Below are 15,644 nucleotides of genomic sequence, written 5' to 3'. Positions count from 1 at the left end.
GTGGCCGGGGCCGCGGGCCGGACGGGCCCGGCGCGCCGGGTGCGCGTCCATGGGAAGCAGCAGAAGCAGCCGGAAGAAGGCGGTCGCGGTGTCCGAGGTCTCGTTCGTCGTCCCCACGCGCAATTCGGGGCGCACGTTGGAGGCGTGTCTGCGGAGCCTGCGCGCCCAGGCCGGCACGGCCGCGGAGGTGGTCGTGGTGGACGGCGGGTCCGGCGACGCCACGCGGGAGATCGCCAAGGTGTTCGCCGACCGTGTCCTGGTGCACGCCGGGGAACGCAACGCGCAGCGGAACGCCGGATGGCGGGCGGCCCGCGGGCGGGTGGTGGCGTTCCTGGACAGCGACATGGTGCTCGACCCGGGCGCCGCGACCGAGGCGTCCACCGCGTTCTGCCAGGACCCCGGGCTCGGCGGGCTGGTGGTGCCCGAATACGCCTTCGGGGCCGGGTTCTTCGCGCGCTGCCGGGCGCACGAGCGGCGGCTGACGGCCCGCGGCTCGGCCCGGTTCTTCCGCCGCTCCGCGGTCGAACTCGCGGGCGGCTTCGACGAATCGCTCTACGGCTGCGACGACGGCGAGTTCGCCGAACGCATCGCCGCGGACGGCTGGACCATCGGCCGCCTGGACGCCGCCGTCGGCCGCGACGAAGGCCGGCTGTCCCTCGGGCGGGCATTCGCCAAGAAGCGCTCCTACGGCCGGAAGCTGTACGAGTACCCACAGCTCCCCCGCCAGGAGCGCCGCACCGTCGACCACCCGTCCCTGGTCACCCCCGCCCGCCTCGCCAAGGCGCCGGCCCTGACGGTGGGCCTGGCCCTGCTGAAGGCGGTCGAGGTGGGCGGCGTCCTGTGCGGGATGGCGGAGCAGCGCCGGGCCCAGCGGGGCTGAGGGAGGAGGTCCGGCTTGGACCGATCGGTCGCCTGATCGGCCGATGAAGTGACCACCTGGCGTGCTGATTCGTTGTCCTCGCGTTCCCCCGTTTGTCCGCTCGGCGGACGCCCGTCCCGAGGAGTGCCGTGGTTCACCCGACCGACCCTGCCGCCGTGACCGCCGTGTCGAAAGGGGGCGGGTCGGCGCCCCGGGTGCCCGCGCAGGGCGGCTCGCCGGAGGGCCGGGCGGAGGGGAACCGGCGCACGGGCGACACCAACCTCCGCCTGTGGCAGCGCAATCGGGCGTGGTGGGGGTCGGGCGTCGGGTTCGGCGCGAAGCTGCGCTACTACGGCGACATGACCGCGTCGTACGTGCGCGCCGTGCGCGGCCGGCCCCGCATCGTGCGCTACCTCGACCGGCCGTTCGCGTACGACACGATGACGACGCCGCTCGCCCTGCAGTCCTGCCCGCGCGAGGTCGGCACCGACGTGCTCGGCAACCTGCGGCCGGGGTTCCGACTGCGCTCGGTGCTCGACGTGGGCGGCCACCTCGGCCAGTTCGCGGTCACCCTGCGGCACTTCGCGCCCGGCGCGGAGATCGACGTGTTCGAGCCGAACGGCCGGATCCTGCCGCACCTGGAGGCGAACACCACCGCGCTCCGGGGCGTCCGCATCTGGCCGTACGCCCTGGGCGCGCACGGCGCCGAGGAGATGTTCGTCGACCCGGACCGCTCGTCCACCGGTTCGCTGATCGCCGGCCTCGTCGACTGCCCGGGCACGCCGCGCCGCATCCCGGTGCGCAGCATCGGCGACCCGTCGTCCGTCACCGGGCGTCAGGAGTACGACCTGGTGCGGGTCGCCGCGGCCGGTGCGGAGTTGGACGTCCTCAAGTGCATGGCCGGCATGACCGTGCACTACCTGTACGTCGAACTCGCCGGTCCGCGCGGGATCTTCCCCCACTCCGAGCTGCTGGTGCTGGTCCGCCGCCAGTTCGGCGACTTCCGGATCGTGTTCCAGGGCGCGGCCGACCGGCGCACCCCGTACGTGCCGCTCATGCTGGAGTTCGCGGGCAGCCCGCGCTGACTCCGGGACGAGGTCCGGCCGACGGAGCCGGGCCGGGTCCGCGCATCCCGGCGCGGGCCCGGCCCGGCGCCGCGGTCAGAAGTCGTCCGGGTAGAGCGCGGCGAACGCCGGGGCGCCCTCGCCGGGGGCCGCGGTGTAGCCGGGCAGCAGCTCGGTGAGCAGCAGCCGGGCCGCGACGTCGTCGTTCCGGGCGGCCGCGGCGTACAGCTCGGGCAGCCGGACCACCGCGCCGAGGGCGTCCACGGGCGGAACCGTCGCGTACACGCGCGGGTGCTCGGTCGGCAGCCGTTCCTCGACCGCCGAGAACAGCGCCTCGTGCAGCTTCTCGCCGGGCCGCAGGCCGGTGAACCGGATCTCCACCCGCGGCTCGTTCACCTGTTCGACGAACTTGTGCACGAGGTCCACGATGCGCACCGGGTCGCCCATGTCGAGCACGAAGATCTCGCCGCCCTGCGCCATCCGCCCGGCTTCCAGGACCAGGCCGACGGCTTCCTCGATGGTCATGAAGAACCGGGTGACCTCGGGGTGCGTGACGGTGACCGGGCCGCCGCCGCGTACCTGTTCGGCGAGCACGGACAGCAGCGAGCCGCGGCTGCCGAGCACGTTGCCGAACCGCACGCCCGCGAACACCCCGGGCGCCTGCGTGTTGGCCTGCACGATCAGTTCGGCCAAGCGCTTCGTGGCGCCCAGCACGGACACCGGGTCGGCGGCCTTGTCCGTGGAGATCAGGATGAACCGCTCCACCCCGACGTCCAGCGCGGCCCGCACCAGGTTCTCGGTGCCCAGGACGTTCGACTTGACCGCCTCGCACGGGTGCCGTTCGAGCAGCGGCAGGTGCTTGTGCGCCGCGGCGTGGAACACCACTTCGGGCTTGAGGTCGGAAAAGATCTGGTCGATGCGCGGCCGGTCGCGGATGTCCGCGATGACGAGGGTGTCGTCGTCGAGCAGCGCTTCGCCCCACACGTCCAGTTGCAGCCGGTGCAGGTTGGACTCGTCGTGGTCCAGCATGTACATCTTGCTCGGGCCGAACCCGTAGACCTGGCGGCACAGTTCGCTGCCGATCGAGCCGCCCGCCCCGGTCACCAGGACGCGGCGGCCGGCGATGACCTCGCGCACCGACGCCGAGACGACGTGCAGTTCCTGGCGGCCGATGAGCCGGTTGACGTCGAGGGTGCGCATGTCGCTGCCCACCACGTCGCGGCGCAAGGCCACCAGGAAGGACGGAAGGTAGCGCACACTGGCGCCCACCGTCGCGGCCGCCGCGGCGACCTTGCGGAAGTCCTCCGGCGCCAGGCCGGGAATGGCCAGCACAACTACCTCGACGGCGAACTCCAGGCTCACATCGACCAGTTGGTCGAGCCCGCCGAGGACGTCGAGCTGTTCCGGCAGGCCCGGCTCGTCCCACGGCGGCCCGGCCACGCGGACCGTCTTCTTGCCCGGGTCGTCGTCGAGGAACCCGATCGGGACCAGCCCGAATTCGGGCGTGTGCAGCAGGTCCCGCGCCAATGCGCTGCCCGCCGACCCGGCCCCCACGACCAGGGTGCGCAGGCCCGCGCGGCGCGTCTCGGCGGATGTGCTTTCGAACCCCATGTTGCCCCCCAAAGTCAGGGGCAGCGCGACCGTCGGCGGGTCGCCTCGGTCACGTGCGTTGTCGACGCCGTGGAACCCGCCCGGGTGAAAATCCCCACTCGCACCCGCCGGTTCCGGGCGCCGCGTTGCGACTGCCCCTCCCGCCCCCACAACCCCGGCAGGCGCGGGAACGCCCACCGGTACCGCCGTTCAGACTACGGGTGCCATGCGGCGCCCGTCGGGCTTTGGGCGGATTTTTTCGGGGGCGGAAATGGGGACAGGGGTGCGGGAGGGAAACCGGGGGATCGGCCACCGGCCGGTCCCCCGCCGCGCGCCCGGCCGACCGCGCGCTACTCCCCTGCTTCCTCGGCGAGTTCCAGCCAGCGGGTTTCCAGGTCCTCGCGTTCCGCGGCGATGCTGCGCAGCTCCGCGTCCAGTTCGGCGACCTTCCCGAAGTCGGTGGCGTGCTCGGCCATTCCGGCGTGCAGCTTCGCCTCCCGTTCGGTCAGCTTGGCCAACTGCCGGTCGATCTTCTGGAGTTCCTTCTTCGCGGCGCGGGTGTCGCCGGTCTTCTGCCGGACCGGCGCCGGAGCGGCGGCTTCCGCGACGGCGCGGCGGCGGGTCAGGTACTCCTCGATGCCGTTGGGCAGCATGCGCAGCGTCTGGTCGCCGAGCAGCGCCCACACGTTGTCGGTCGTGCGCTCGACGAAGTACCGGTCGTGGCTCACCACCACGAGCGACCCGGGCCAGCCGTCGAGCAGGTCCTCGAGCTGCGTGAGCGTCTCGATGTCCAGGTCGTTGGTCGGCTCGTCGAGGAACAGCACGTTGGGCTCGTCCATGAGCAGCCGCAGCAGCTGCAGGCGGCGGCGCTCGCCGCCGGACAGGTCGCCCACGGGCGTCCACTGCTTCTCGCCGGTGAAGCCGAACTGCTCGCACAGCTGGCCGGCGGTGAGTTCGCGGCCCTTGCCCAGGTCGACGCGCTCGCGCACCCGCTGGACTGCCTCCAACACCCGCCAGGTCGGGTCGAGTTCCGCGACCTCTTGGGACAGGTACGCCAGCCGCACCGTCTTGCCGACCACGATCCGCCCGGCGGCCGGCTCCTTCTCGGTGTACGCGGCGTCCGCCAGCGCCCGCATCAGCGACGTCTTGCCCGCGCCGTTGACGCCGACCAGGCCGACCCGGTCGCCCGGACCGAGGTTCCAGGTCAGGTGGGTGAGCAGCGTCTTCGGGCCGGCCTGGACGGTGACGTCCTTCAGCTCGAACACGGTCTTGCCGAGCCGGGCGTTCGCGAACTTCATCAGCTCGCTGCGGTCGCGCGGCGGCGGCTCGTCGGCGATCAGCTCGTTGGCCGCGTCGATGCGGAACTTCGGCTTGGACGTGCGTGCGGGCGCGCCGCGCCGCAGCCACGCGAGTTCCTTGCGGATGAGGTTCTGCCGCTTGGTCTCCTCGGTGGCGGCGATGCGCTCGCGTTCGGCGCGCGCCAGGACGTAGGCCGAGTAGCCGCCTTCGTAGTCGTGCACCCGCCCGGCCTGCACGTCCCAGGTGCGCAGGCAGACCTCGTCGAGGAACCAGCGGTCGTGGGTGACGGCGACGAGCGCCGAGCGCCGGTTCTTGAGGTGGTCGGCGAGCCACGCGATGCCCTCGATGTCGAGGTGGTTGGTGGGCTCGTCGAGGATGATCAGGTCGTGTTCGCCGATGAGCAGCTTGGCGAGCGCGATGCGGCGGCGCTCGCCGCCGGACAGCGGGCCGATCACGGTGTCCATGCCCTGCGGGAAGCCCGGCATGTCCAGGCCGCCGAAGAGCCCGGTCAGCACGTCGCGGATCCGGGCGTCGCCCGCCCAGTCGTGGTCCGGGCGGTCGCCGACCACCTCGTGGCGCACCGTCGCGGCGGGGTCGAGGTCGTCCTGCTGGCTGAGGAACCCGAGGCTCAGCCCGGTCATGTGCGTCACACGGCCGGTGTCCGCCGGCTCGCGCTGCGCCATGACCTTGATGAGCGTGGTCTTGCCGTCGCCGTTGCGGCCGACGACGCCGATGCGGTCGCCTTCGCCGATACCGAGCGAGACGCCGTCGAGCAGCGTGCGCATGACGTACGCCTTGCCGACGGATTCCAGGTTGACGAGGTTCGCCACGACACGACCTTTTCGGGGGCCCGCGCGAGGGACCCGGTTCGGGGAGGGGGAACAGCCGATTCTAGAGCGCCCGCGGCCGGGACCCGCCGATCAGGGCGAGGACCGGGGTCAGGACCGGCCTTCGGCTCACGGCGCGGTGCTGCGCAGCCGCTGCGGTACCACGCGCGCACCGCCGACCTGCCCGAAGGCGACCCGGGTCGTGCGGCAGGTGCCGGACGCCGCGAGCGCCCGCGCGACGGTCCGCGCCCCGGCTTCGTCGGCGGCCAGGAACGCGCAGGTGGGGCCGGATCCGGACACGATGCCGCCGAGCGCGCCGCCGGCCAGCCCGGCGTCCAGCGTGGCGCGCAGCGACGGGCGCAGCGAGATCGCCGCGTCCTGGAGGTCGTTGGTGAGGGTCGCGCCGAGCGCGGGCACGTCGCCGGCGCGCAGGGCGGCGATCAGCGACTCGCTGGGCGCCGGGTCGGGCACCGGCGTGCCCGCGGCTTCGCGCAGCCGGTCGCATTCGCCGTAGACCGCGGGCGTCGACAGGCCGCCGTCGGCGAGCGCGAAGACCCAGTGGTAGACGCCGACGGTCGGCACCGCGGCGAGGCGTTCGCCGCGGCCGGTGCCGATGGCGGTGCCGCCGAGGTCGCTGAACGGAACGTCGCTGCCGAGTTCCGCGCCGAGCCGGCGCAGCATGTCGCGCGGGGTGTTGCCGCGCCACAGGGTGTCGCAGGCGACCAGTGCGGCCGCGGCGTCCGCGCTGCCGCCCGCCATGCCGCCCGCGACCGGGATGCCCTTGCGCAGGTGGACGTGCACGTCCGGGGACTGGCCGAGGCGGTCCGCGAGGAGCGCGACGGCGCGGGCCGCGAGGTTCGAGCGGTCGACCGGGACGTCGTCGGCGTTCTCCCCCTCGACGGTGACGACGAGTTCATCCGCGCGGGTGACGGTCACCTCGTCGTAGAGGGAGACGGCGTGGAACACCGAGACGAGTTCGTGGTAGCCGTCCGGACGGACCGCGCCGACGGCGAGTTGCAGGTTCACCTTGGCAGGGACTTGGACGGTCACGGAATTCACGGCTGCTGGTACTCCCAAGGCATCACGGCTCGGCATCACGTCCCGGCCCCGGCGCGGCCGGACGCCCTCGGCCGGGTCGGTCCGATGGTACGGGGCGTGAGGTGGCCGTTACGCCGCAGGGGACCCCGGACCCCGTCCCGCGGGGGCGTGCTCGGCGATCCGCGCGAACGCCTCGACGTCGAGTGCTTCGCCGCGCGCCCTCGGGTCGACGCCCGCCGCGGTGAGCGCTTCCTCGGCGGCGGCCGGCGATCCGGCCCACCCGGCGAGCGCCGCGCGGAGCGTCTTGCGGCGCTGCGCGAAGGCCGCGTCGACGACCGCGAAGACCGCTTCGCGGGTGGCGGTGGTGGTCGGCGGCTCGCGGCGGACCAGCGAGACGAGGCCGGAGTCGACGTTGGGGGCGGGCCAGAAGACGTTGCGGCCGATGGCGCCCGCGCGCTTCACGTCGGCGTACCACGCGGCCTTGACCGACGGAACGCCGTAGACCTTGCCGCCGGGCGTCGCGGCGAGCCGGTCGGCGACCTCGGACTGCACCATCACCAGGGTGCGTTCGATGCTCGGGAAGGTCTGCAGCATGTGCAGCAGGACCGGCACGGACACGTTGTAGGGCAGGTTCGCGACCAGCGCGGTCGGCGCCGGGCCGGGGAGTTCGGTCACCGTCATCGCGTCGGCGTGCACCAGCGCGAACCGGTCGGCGCGCTCCGGCATCCGGTTCTCCACGGTGGTCGGCAGGTGCCGGGCGAGCACCGGGTCGATCTCGACGGCGACGACCCGGTCGGCGGCTTCCAGCAGGGCCAGGGTCAGCGAGCCGAGGCCGGGGCCGATCTCCACCACGACGTCGTCGGGGCGCACCTCGGCGGTGCGCACGATGCGCCGCACGGTGTTCGCGTCGATGACGAAGTTCTGGCCGAGCTGCTTGGTCGGTCGGACGCCGAGCGCCGCGGCCAGCTCGCGGATGTCCGCGGGGCCGAGGAGACCGGGTCCCGCGGGGGGATTACTCACGAGCACTCACGAGTAAAGCTTACGGCCGCAGACCGGCCACGGACTCGCACCCCGCTGCACGAACAGCAGCTTGGCCCGGTAGGTCTGCTCGGACGCGGGCGCCGTACTGGCCACCCCCGAGCCGCCCAGGCTCTGCCAGGTCTGCGCGTCGAACTGGTACAGCCCGTGGTAGGTGCCCGAGGGGTCGACGGCGCCGGCCCGTCCGCCCGCTTCGCACTGGGCGAGCGCCGACCAGTTGAGGTCGTCCGCGCCCGCCACCGAGTTCGGCATCGCCTTGGTGCCGACCTTCACGATCTGGGTCACCGGCTGCTTGACGGTCTCCTCGTTGACCTTGCGCGGGTTCTGCTTGACGCCGTCGACGGTCTCGTAGGCCCAGGTGATCCGCTTGAGGCCCGCGACGCCCTTGGTGACGACGGTCTCGGTGCCCTTGAACACGGTCGGGTCGTCCTGCTTGACGGTCTCGAACGGGATCTTCTCGTCCTTGGTCACCGTCGACCCGGAGACCCGCAGCACCGACACGGTCATGCCCTCGGTCGGGTAGACGTCCGGCGTCGCGCTCATCCGGTCCTGCGGGCCTATCGTCAGGCCGGCCTGCGCCAGCGCTTCGCCGAGCGTGGCGACGTTGGTGCGCAGCGGGATCTGCTTGCCGTCGACGAGGAACGTGATGCCGCGTTCGGTGCGGACGTCGAGGTTCAGGCCCTCGCGGCCGATGGGCTGGCTGCGCGACGCGGACAGGAAGGCGCCGTCGGTGCGGACGCCGAGCTGGTCCATCGCCTCGGACACGGACGTGGCGGTCACCCACACCTGCTGCGGTTTCCCGTCGAGGGTGAGGGTGATCATGCGGCCGTAGCGGACCGCGATGCGGTCGCCGTCGGCGAGCTTGGCGTTGCGGCCGGGCGCGACGATGTCGTGCTCGCCGACCTTCACGTCCTGCCGGCTCAGCACGTCGGAGACGCGGTCGGCGAAGGTGTGCACGGTGCGTTCTTTGCCGTCGACGACGAGCGTCACGGTCTTGTCGTACGCGACGAACGCGGTGGTGCCGCCCACGAGCACGGCCACGACCACGATTTGGCCCGCGAGGGCACGCGGCGAGAAGCCCCGTCCGGCGGATTTGCCGCGGCGGTTCCCGCGCCGGCCTGCGGATCCGTTCGCGGATCCGCCGCGCGGCTCGGCCGAACGACTCAAGGTGGCTCCCGTCCCCTGCCAGTCAACCGAGCATGGGACTGTAACAGGTTGCCGAGCCGTCAGATCCGCGCGAACACCCGTTCGGCGTTGGCGGCGAGGGCCGCGCACAGCACGTCCTCGTCGATGTCCTTCACCGCGGCCATGGCGCGGACCGTCACCGGAACGAGGTACGGCGCGTTCGGCCGTCCCCGGTACGGCACCGGGGTCAGGAACGGCGCGTCGGTCTCCACCAGCAGCAGGTCCAGCGGGGCGACGGCCACCGCGTCGCGCAGCTGCTGCGCGCTGGGGTAGGTCATGTTGCCGGCGAACGACATGACGTAGCCGCGCTCGGCGCACGTCTTGGCCATCTCCGCGTCGCCCGAGAAGCAGTGGAACACCACGGTCTCCGGGGCGCCTTCCTCGGCGAGGATGCGCAGCACGTCGTCGTGCGCGTCGCGGTCGTGGATGACCAGCGCCTTGCCGTGCCGCTTGGCGAGGGCGATGTGCCGCCGGAACGACTCCTGCTGCACGGCGGTGCCTTCCGGCCCGGTGCGAAAGTAGTCGAGGCCGGTCTCGCCGATGCCGCGCACCTGTGGGAGCGCGGCGAGTTCGTCGATCTCGGCGATCGCCGCGTCGAGGGCGGCCATGCCGCCGGGTTCGCGGCGCTGCCCGGACCAGCCGTCCGGGTCGCCGTGCACGAGGCGGGGCGCCTCGTTGGGGTGCAGGGCGACGGTGGCGTGCACGCGCGGGTTGTCGAGCGCGGCTTCCGCGGCCCAGCGGGACGACGGCACGTCGATGCCGACCTGCACGACCGTGGAGACCCCGACCGCCGCAGCGGCGGCCAACGCGCCGCCCACGTCGCCCTCTTGCAGGTCGAGGTGGGTGTGCGCGTCCCAGACCGGCACGCGCAGCGAGGGCGGGGCGGGCGGCGGCGTGGTGTCCCGGGGGCCGCCGTCCCGGCGCGAGCGCTTGCCCATGGTGGGGGTTCCTTACGTCGTGGCCGCGGTGGGTGCCCGCCCCGGGCGGGCACCCACCGGTGTGGTCCTGCGAAGCCGGTCAGCGCCGGTCAGGGCTGGCCAGGGCAGGTCAGGGCGGGTTGGAGCCCGTCGGAGCCCGGACCGTGCACCGGTTCCTACTGGGCGTCGTCCTTCTTCTCTTCCAGGCGCGGGAAGAGGATCTCGCCCTTGGTGATCGTCGCGCCCGCGGGGAGCTGGCCCCACGCGCCCGCGTTCTGCACGTGCTGGTCGGCGAGCGCGCCCAGGTGCGCTTCGGCGCCCAGCGACTCCCACAGCTTCTGCGCGGTGGCCGGCATGACCGGGTTGAGCAGCACGGCGAGCGCGCGCAGCGACTCGGCGGCGGTGTACAGGATCGTCGCGAGGCGGGCCTGGCCGGCCTCGGACGTGTCCTTGGCGACCTTCCAGGGCTCCTGCTCGGTCAGATAGCCGTTGACCAGCTTCACGAAGCCGAAGATGTCGTCGAGGCCGCCCTGGAAGTCGAGCTGCTCGACCTTGGCGTCCGCCGACTTGACCGCGCCGGCCAGCGCTTCGTGCAGCACCGTCTCGGCCTCGCTGTCCGCGGTGGCCGCGGGCAGCTCGCCGCCGAAGTACTTCCCGACCATCGCGGCCACCCGCGACGCCAGGTTGCCGAAGTCGTTGGCCAGTTCGGACGTGTAGCGGGCGGTGAAGTCCTCCCACGAGAACGAGCCGTCCTGCCCGAACGGAATCGCCCGCATGAAGTAGTACCGGTACGCGTCGACGCCGAAGTGGTCGGTGAGCTGCTGCGGCGCGATGCCGGTCAGCTTCGACTTGCTCATCTTCTCGCCGCCGACCAGCAGCCAGCCGTGCGCGAACACCTTGCCGGGCATCGGCAGCCCGGCGGCCATCAGCATGGCCGGCCAGATGACCGCGTGGAACCGCAGGATGTCCTTGCCGACCAGGTGCACGTCGGCCGGGAAGGTCGCGTCGAACTTGGCCTGGTCCGCGCCGTAGCCGACCGCGGTGGCGTAGTTGAGCAGCGCGTCGACCCAGACGTACAGCACGTGCGACTCGTCCCACGGGAGCTTGATGCCCCAGTCGAACGTGGACCGCGAGATCGACAGGTCCTGCAGGCCCTGCTGGACGAACTTCAGCACCTCGTTGCGCGCCGACGCGGGCTGCACGAAGTCCGGGTTCGCCTCGTAGAAGGCGAGGAGGCGGTCGGTGTAGGCCGACATCCGGAAGAAGTAGTTGTCCTCGTGCACCAGCTCGAGCGGGCGGCTGTGGATGATGCAGAGCTTCTGGCCCTCGTACTCGCCGGTGCCGTCCACCATCTCGCCGGGGAGCTTGAACTCCTCGCAGCCGACGCAGTAGAGGCCCTCGTACGAGCCCTGGTAGATCTCGCCCTTGTCGTACAGGTCCTGGACGAACTCCTGCACGCGCTCGGTGTGGCGCGGCTCGGTGGTGCGGATGAAGTCGTCGTTGGCGATCTCCAGGTGCCGCCACAGCGGCTTCCACGCGGACTCCACGAGGCGGTCGCACCACTCCTGCGGCGACATGTCGTTCGCCTGGGCGGTGCGCATGACCTTCTGGCCGTGCTCGTCCGTGCCGGTCAGGAACCACACCTTCTCGCCGCGCTGGCGGTGCCAACGCGTGAGCACGTCACCGGCGACGGTCGTGTAGGCGTGGCCGAGGTGCGGGGCGTCGTTCACGTAGTAGATCGGGGTGGAGACGTAGTACGCCTTGCCCCCGTCGTGTCCGCCCGGGTTCGTGGAGTGATCGATGGATCCAGTGGCCGCCATGCCGGAAATCCTACGGCCCGCGGAGACCGGGTCGCCCCCGAGTATCAGGGGGCGGCCCGGCCGGGGAATGTGAGGCGCGAGGGACGACGCGCAAGGACGGACGGTGCCGAGGGCGGTGCTGCGGTCAGCGGCGCGGCAGCCTCAGGTGCCAGTGGCGCACCGAGGGGCCGGAGGTGGGAGCGGACGCGCCGGTCGGCGGCGTGGCGGACGCCACGCGGCCGGCCCGCAGGATGCGGAGGCGGTTGCCCTCGCACTGCTCGCAGCGCGGCCGGGTGAACGGCGACGGGACCCGCTCGCCTTCGTGGTAGTAGTGGCAGACCTGGTTTCCGTGCAGGTCCGTGACGTGGTGGATCTCGTACGCCCGCTCCCAGCCGTGACCGCAGCTCAGACAGACGAACGAGTACGCCTCGTGCACGATGGTCGAGGTGTTCATGGCGACCTCCTCGCGCGGGCCCGTCCGCCGAACGGTTCGGCGGCTCCCCAGGGGCCCCGGCTTCGCTTCCATGGGATGCCCGTGGAGTCGCCTGCCGTATCGGCGCTTACATCCCTTTGGTCTGCTCTAGTCCGGAGAATGAACAAGTTGGGGTGGACATGGGCCGAACACTCCCATTGTGCTACCGGGGCGTTGCCGGTGCTTGACGCTCGGGACCGCGCCGGAACCCGTTCGGCTCAGCGGCTCTTCTTGGCCGCGACCACCGCGTCGAACACGTCCCGTTTCGGCACGCCGAGTTCCGCGGCGACCGCGGCGATGGCCTCCTTGCGCGGCTGACCTGCCGACTCGCGGGCGGCGACGAGGTCGGCGAGGGCTTCGGGGCCGACCTCCGACGGATCGGCGGGCGGGGCGCCCGCGACCACCACGGTGATCTCGCCGCGCACGCCGTCCTGGGCCCAGGCGGCGAGTTCGTCGAGGGGGCCGCGGCGGATTTCCTCGTAGGTCTTGGTCAGCTCCCGGCACACCGCGGCACGCCGGTCGGCGCCGAACGCGTCGGCCATCGCCGCGAGTGAGTCGGCGATGCGGTGCGGGGACTCGAAGAACACCAGGGTGCGCGGCTCCGCGGCCAGATCGCGCAGCCGCCCGGCGCGCTCGCCGGCTTTGCGCGGCAGGAACCCCTCGAAGCAGAAGCGGTCGACCGGGAGGCCGGACAGCGCGAGCGCGGTCAGCACCGCGGACGGGCCGGGCACCGCTGTCACCCGCACGCCTTCCGCGACCGCGGCCTCGACCAGGCGGTATCCGGGGTCGGACACCGACGGCATGCCCGCGTCCGTGACCAGCAGCACACGGGAGCCGTCCAGCAGCGCGCGCACGAGTTCGCCGGTGCGGGCCGCTTCGTTGCCTTCGAAGTAGGAGACGACGCGGCCGGGCACCTCGGCGCCGAGCGCCTGCGCGAGACGGCGCAGCCGCCGGGTGTCCTCGGCCGCGACGACGTCCGCGGCGGCAAGCTCCGCGGCCAGCCGGGGCGGCGCGTCGTCGACGTCTCCGATGGGCGTTCCGGCCAGGACGAGGACCCCGCTGCGTTCTTGTTCCACGGCCCCATCTTCTCGTGCCCGGGCGGGTGCCCGCGGACGGTTCCCCTCGGGCTCGTAGGCCGTCCTGACCGCCGCACGCCGCCGCGGTCAATACGATGACCGCGTGACGAGCGACGTGGCCACCGAGAACCCCACCCGCCGGCGACCCCCCGACGACGGCGGAGGCACCGCGGTGTCCGAGGCCGACGCGGGCGCCTGGTCGCGCACGCTCGCCCGGTTCGGTTTCCGGCCGCGGCCGCGCGTGTCGCTGCGCGAACGCCTGGTCCCCGGGTTCACCGACTCCTCGCCCTACACCGGCGGCGGCTGGCTTCCCTGCCTCCTCGTGACGCTGATGGCGGGCTTCCTGCGCTTCTGGAAGCTCGGGCAGCCGGATGCGGTGATATTCGACGAGACGTACTACGCCAAAGACGGCTGGTCGCTCATCAAGCTCGGCTACGAAGGCACCTGGGCCGACCCGGACAAGGCCAATCCGCCGTTCGTGCACGGCGACTACGGGTCGTTCCTGAACGACCCGGGGTCGTACATCGTCCACCCGCCGGTCGGAAAGTGGATCATCGGGTTCGGCGAGTGGGTGTTCGGCATCAGCCCGTTCGGCTGGCGCTTCATGGTCGCGCTGCTCGGCACGCTGTCCGTGCTGATGCTGTGCCGCATCGGCCGCCGGCTGTTCCGCTCCACGCTGCTCGGCTGCATCGCGGGCCTGCTCATGTCCCTCGACGGCCTGCACTTCGTGATGAGCCGCACCGCGCTGCTCGACCTGGTGCTGATGTTCTTCGTGCTCGCCGCGTTCGGGGCGCTGCTCATCGACCGCGACGACGCGCGCGCCACGGCCGCCCGGCGGATGCGCGACGGCATCGACCCGCACCGCGCGCTCAAGATGGGCCTGGGGCTGCGCCCGTGGCGCATCGTCGCGGGCATCTGCCTGGGCCTCGCGTGCGGCACCAAGTGGAGCGGCGTCCCGATCGTGTTCGGGTTCGTCCTCCTGGCGCTCTTCTGGGACGCCGGGGCGCGCCGGGCGGCGGGCGCCGCCGGGTGGCGCGTGTACGCGGCCGTGGTGCGCCGCGACCTGCCGTGGGCGTTCCTGTCCGTGGTCGTCGTCGCGCTCGTCGTCTACATCTGGTCGTGGTCGGGCTGGCTGATGACCGACGGCGGCTACTTCCGGGACTGGGCGCACGGCAGGGACGGCCTGTCGCCCGACCACTTCTCGCTGGGCCCGGTCAAGATCAGCGGCCTGCCGCAGTTCGACATGACGTGGATGCCGGAGTCGCTGCGCAGCCTGTGGCACTACCACTCCGAAATGTGGACGTTCCACAACCACTTGTCGGATCCGCACGTCTACCAGTCGAACGCGTGGAGCTGGCTCGTCCTCGGCCGGCCGGTGTCGTACTACTTCGAAAGCCCGAGCAACGGGCAGGACGGCTGCCACGTCGACAAGTGCGCCCAGGAAGTCCTCGGGATCGGCACGCCGTTCCTGTGGTGGGCGGCCTGCTTCGCGGTGCTGTTCCTGCTCTACCGGTGGGCGGCGCGGCGCGACTGGCGCGCGGGCGCGATCCTGTGCGGCCTGGCGGTCGGCATCCTGCCGTGGCTGGCCAAGCAGGACCGCACGATCTTCCTGTTCTACGCGGTCGTGTTCGTGCCGTTCCTCGCCCTCGCGGTGGCGATGATGATCGGCGCGATCCTGGGTCCGCCGGGATCGAGCGACAAACGGCGGGCGTGGGGCGCGGCGGCCGCGGTGGGCCTGATCGCGTTGATCGCCTGGAACTTCCTGTACTTCTATCCGATCTTCACCGGCACCACGATCCCGTACAGCGATTGGCAGGACCGGATGTGGTGGACGACATGGATCTGACGGACGGGCAGCCCCCCGCGGCGGCGCGGGGGGCCGGCCGCGGGCAGGCCCGCGAGGAGGACATCCGCCGCCGCGCGATCGAGGCGACCCGCGCCCTGGCCGCGGAAGGCGGCTACGAGAGCGTGCAGATGCGCGACGTCGTGCGGATGTCCGGGCTGTCGTCCGCGACGATCTACCGGCACTTCTCGTCCAAGGACCACCTGCTCGCGGCGACCCACCTCGACTGGATCAAGTCGCTCGAGCGCAGCCGCGCCGCGGCCCGCCCCGGCGGTGCGGACGCGGCGGACCGGGTCGCCGCGATCATCGCGGACACCTGCCGCGCGATGTCCCGCAAGCCTCGGCTCGCGGAGGCCCTCATCCACGCGCTCGGCTCGTCCGACCCGGGCGTGCGCGACTGCCACCGCGAGACGAACCGCATCATGCACGACATGTTCCGCACCGCCGTCGCCGACGAGGTCGCGGACGTCGACGAGTTCATCCGCCTCATCGGCGTCGCCTGGGAAGGCGCCCTGTTCAGCTGGGCGTTCGGCCGGATGAGCATGGACGACGTGGAACTCGTGGTGCGCCGGAGCGCCCGCCTGCTGATCGCGGGCGCGGCCGCGGAGCAGGCCGCCGGCTGACGCATGCCCGGCCG

The 15,644-nt window shown here is 72.4% G+C and carries 13 protein-coding genes; 4 read left to right on the top strand and 9 right to left on the bottom strand.

Translation table 11 applies throughout. From position 1 onward, the window contains the following. Positions 1-49 precede the first annotated feature (49 nt). Positions 50-880: a glycosyltransferase family 2 protein gene (locus tag ABEA93_RS14025; protein WP_345675822.1), complete on the top strand. Its 831-nt coding sequence runs from the start codon at positions 50-52 to the stop codon at positions 878-880. A gap of 155 nt (positions 881-1,035) precedes the next feature. Further along, positions 1,036-1,944 carry an FkbM family methyltransferase gene (locus ABEA93_RS14020; protein ID WP_345675821.1) on the top strand — a complete coding sequence of 303 codons (909 nt, stop codon included), beginning with the start codon at positions 1,036-1,038 and terminating at the stop codon, positions 1,942-1,944. A gap of 75 nt (positions 1,945-2,019) precedes the next feature. On the opposite strand, the gene ABEA93_RS14015 is transcribed toward ABEA93_RS14020, so the two are convergent. From ABEA93_RS14015 to rsmI, 9 genes are all read right to left on the bottom strand, one after another. Next, positions 2,020-3,534: a polysaccharide biosynthesis protein gene (locus ABEA93_RS14015; protein WP_345675820.1), complete on the bottom strand. Its 1,515-nt coding sequence runs from the start codon at positions 3,532-3,534 to the stop codon at positions 2,020-2,022. A 329-nt stretch (positions 3,535-3,863) separates the two neighbouring features. Next, positions 3,864-5,597 carry an ABC-F family ATP-binding cassette domain-containing protein gene (locus ABEA93_RS14010; protein WP_345676037.1) on the bottom strand — a complete coding sequence of 578 codons (1,734 nt, stop codon included), beginning with the start codon at positions 5,595-5,597 and terminating at the stop codon, positions 3,864-3,866. A 171-nt stretch (positions 5,598-5,768) separates the two neighbouring features. Beyond that, positions 5,769-6,734 carry a 4-(cytidine 5'-diphospho)-2-C-methyl-D-erythritol kinase gene (locus ABEA93_RS14005; protein ID WP_345675819.1) on the bottom strand — a complete coding sequence of 322 codons (966 nt, stop codon included), beginning with the start codon at positions 6,732-6,734 and terminating at the stop codon, positions 5,769-5,771. A 72-nt stretch (positions 6,735-6,806) separates the two neighbouring features. Next, complete coding sequence (rsmA, locus tag ABEA93_RS14000) at positions 6,807-7,697, bottom strand: 16S rRNA (adenine(1518)-N(6)/adenine(1519)-N(6))-dimethyltransferase RsmA (RefSeq protein WP_345675818.1); 891 nt, start codon at positions 7,695-7,697, stop codon at positions 6,807-6,809. Positions 7,698-7,703: 6 nt separating this feature from the next. Beyond that, the gene (locus tag ABEA93_RS13995) at positions 7,704-8,756 is read right to left on the bottom strand and encodes a resuscitation-promoting factor (protein WP_345675817.1); all 1,053 of its coding nucleotides are present in this window, start codon (positions 8,754-8,756) and stop codon (positions 7,704-7,706) included. Between the two features lie 185 nt (positions 8,757-8,941). Further along, positions 8,942-9,838: a TatD family hydrolase gene (locus tag ABEA93_RS13990; protein ID WP_345675816.1), complete on the bottom strand. Its 897-nt coding sequence runs from the start codon at positions 9,836-9,838 to the stop codon at positions 8,942-8,944. Positions 9,839-9,993: 155 nt separating this feature from the next. After that, positions 9,994-11,637, bottom strand: a complete 1,644-nt coding sequence (metG, locus tag ABEA93_RS13985; RefSeq protein WP_345675815.1) for a methionine--tRNA ligase — start codon at positions 11,635-11,637, stop codon at positions 9,994-9,996. Positions 11,638-11,761: 124 nt separating this feature from the next. Next, a complete protein-coding gene (locus ABEA93_RS13980) occupies positions 11,762-12,070 on the bottom strand; it encodes a hypothetical protein (RefSeq protein ID WP_345675814.1) in 309 nt (102 codons plus the stop codon). Between the two features lie 236 nt (positions 12,071-12,306). Continuing rightward, a complete protein-coding gene (rsmI, locus tag ABEA93_RS13975) occupies positions 12,307-13,164 on the bottom strand; it encodes a 16S rRNA (cytidine(1402)-2'-O)-methyltransferase (protein ID WP_345675813.1) in 858 nt (285 codons plus the stop codon). A gap of 103 nt (positions 13,165-13,267) precedes the next feature. On the opposite strand from rsmI, the gene ABEA93_RS13970 reads away from it, so the two are divergent. Together ABEA93_RS13970 and ABEA93_RS13965 are read left to right on the top strand one after the other, a co-directional pair. Further along, positions 13,268-15,010: a dolichyl-phosphate-mannose--protein mannosyltransferase gene (locus ABEA93_RS13970; RefSeq protein WP_425584939.1), complete on the top strand. Its 1,743-nt coding sequence runs from the start codon at positions 13,268-13,270 to the stop codon at positions 15,008-15,010. Then, the gene (locus ABEA93_RS13965) at positions 15,001-15,630 is read left to right on the top strand and encodes a TetR/AcrR family transcriptional regulator (RefSeq protein ID WP_345675812.1); all 630 of its coding nucleotides are present in this window, start codon (positions 15,001-15,003) and stop codon (positions 15,628-15,630) included. The genes ABEA93_RS13970 and ABEA93_RS13965 overlap by 10 nt, the downstream gene beginning before the upstream one ends. Positions 15,631-15,644 lie beyond the last annotated feature (14 nt).

The sequence above is a fragment of the Yinghuangia aomiensis genome, assembly GCF_039542225.1.
Taxonomy (GTDB): Bacteria; Actinomycetota; Actinomycetes; order Streptomycetales; family Streptomycetaceae; genus Yinghuangia; species Yinghuangia aomiensis.
The sequence above is the reverse complement of the archived record's forward strand: the minus strand, read 5'-3'. Positions and strand labels throughout refer to the sequence as shown.

Coding starts and splice junctions, on each gene's coding strand:
- ABEA93_RS14015 (WP_345675820.1), bottom strand. CDS start 3,534: ATGGGGTTCGAAAGCACATCCGCCGAGACGCGCCGCGCGGGCCTGCGC.
- ABEA93_RS14005 (WP_345675819.1), bottom strand. CDS start 6,734: ATGCCGAGCCGTGATGCCTTGGGAGTACCAGCAGCCGTGAATTCCGTG.
- ABEA93_RS13990 (WP_345675816.1), bottom strand. CDS start 9,838: ATGGGCAAGCGCTCGCGCCGGGACGGCGGCCCCCGGGACACCACGCCG.
- ABEA93_RS13980 (WP_345675814.1), bottom strand. CDS start 12,070: ATGAACACCTCGACCATCGTGCACGAGGCGTACTCGTTCGTCTGTCTG.
- ABEA93_RS13965 (WP_345675812.1), top strand. CDS start 15,001: ATGGATCTGACGGACGGGCAGCCCCCCGCGGCGGCGCGGGGGGCCGGC.
- metG (WP_345675815.1), bottom strand. CDS start 11,637: ATGGCGGCCACTGGATCCATCGATCACTCCACGAACCCGGGCGGACAC.
- ABEA93_RS14025 (WP_345675822.1), top strand. CDS start 50: ATGGGAAGCAGCAGAAGCAGCCGGAAGAAGGCGGTCGCGGTGTCCGAG.
- ABEA93_RS14010 (WP_345676037.1), bottom strand. CDS start 5,597: ATGCGCACGCTGCTCGACGGCGTCTCGCTCGGTATCGGCGAAGGCGAC.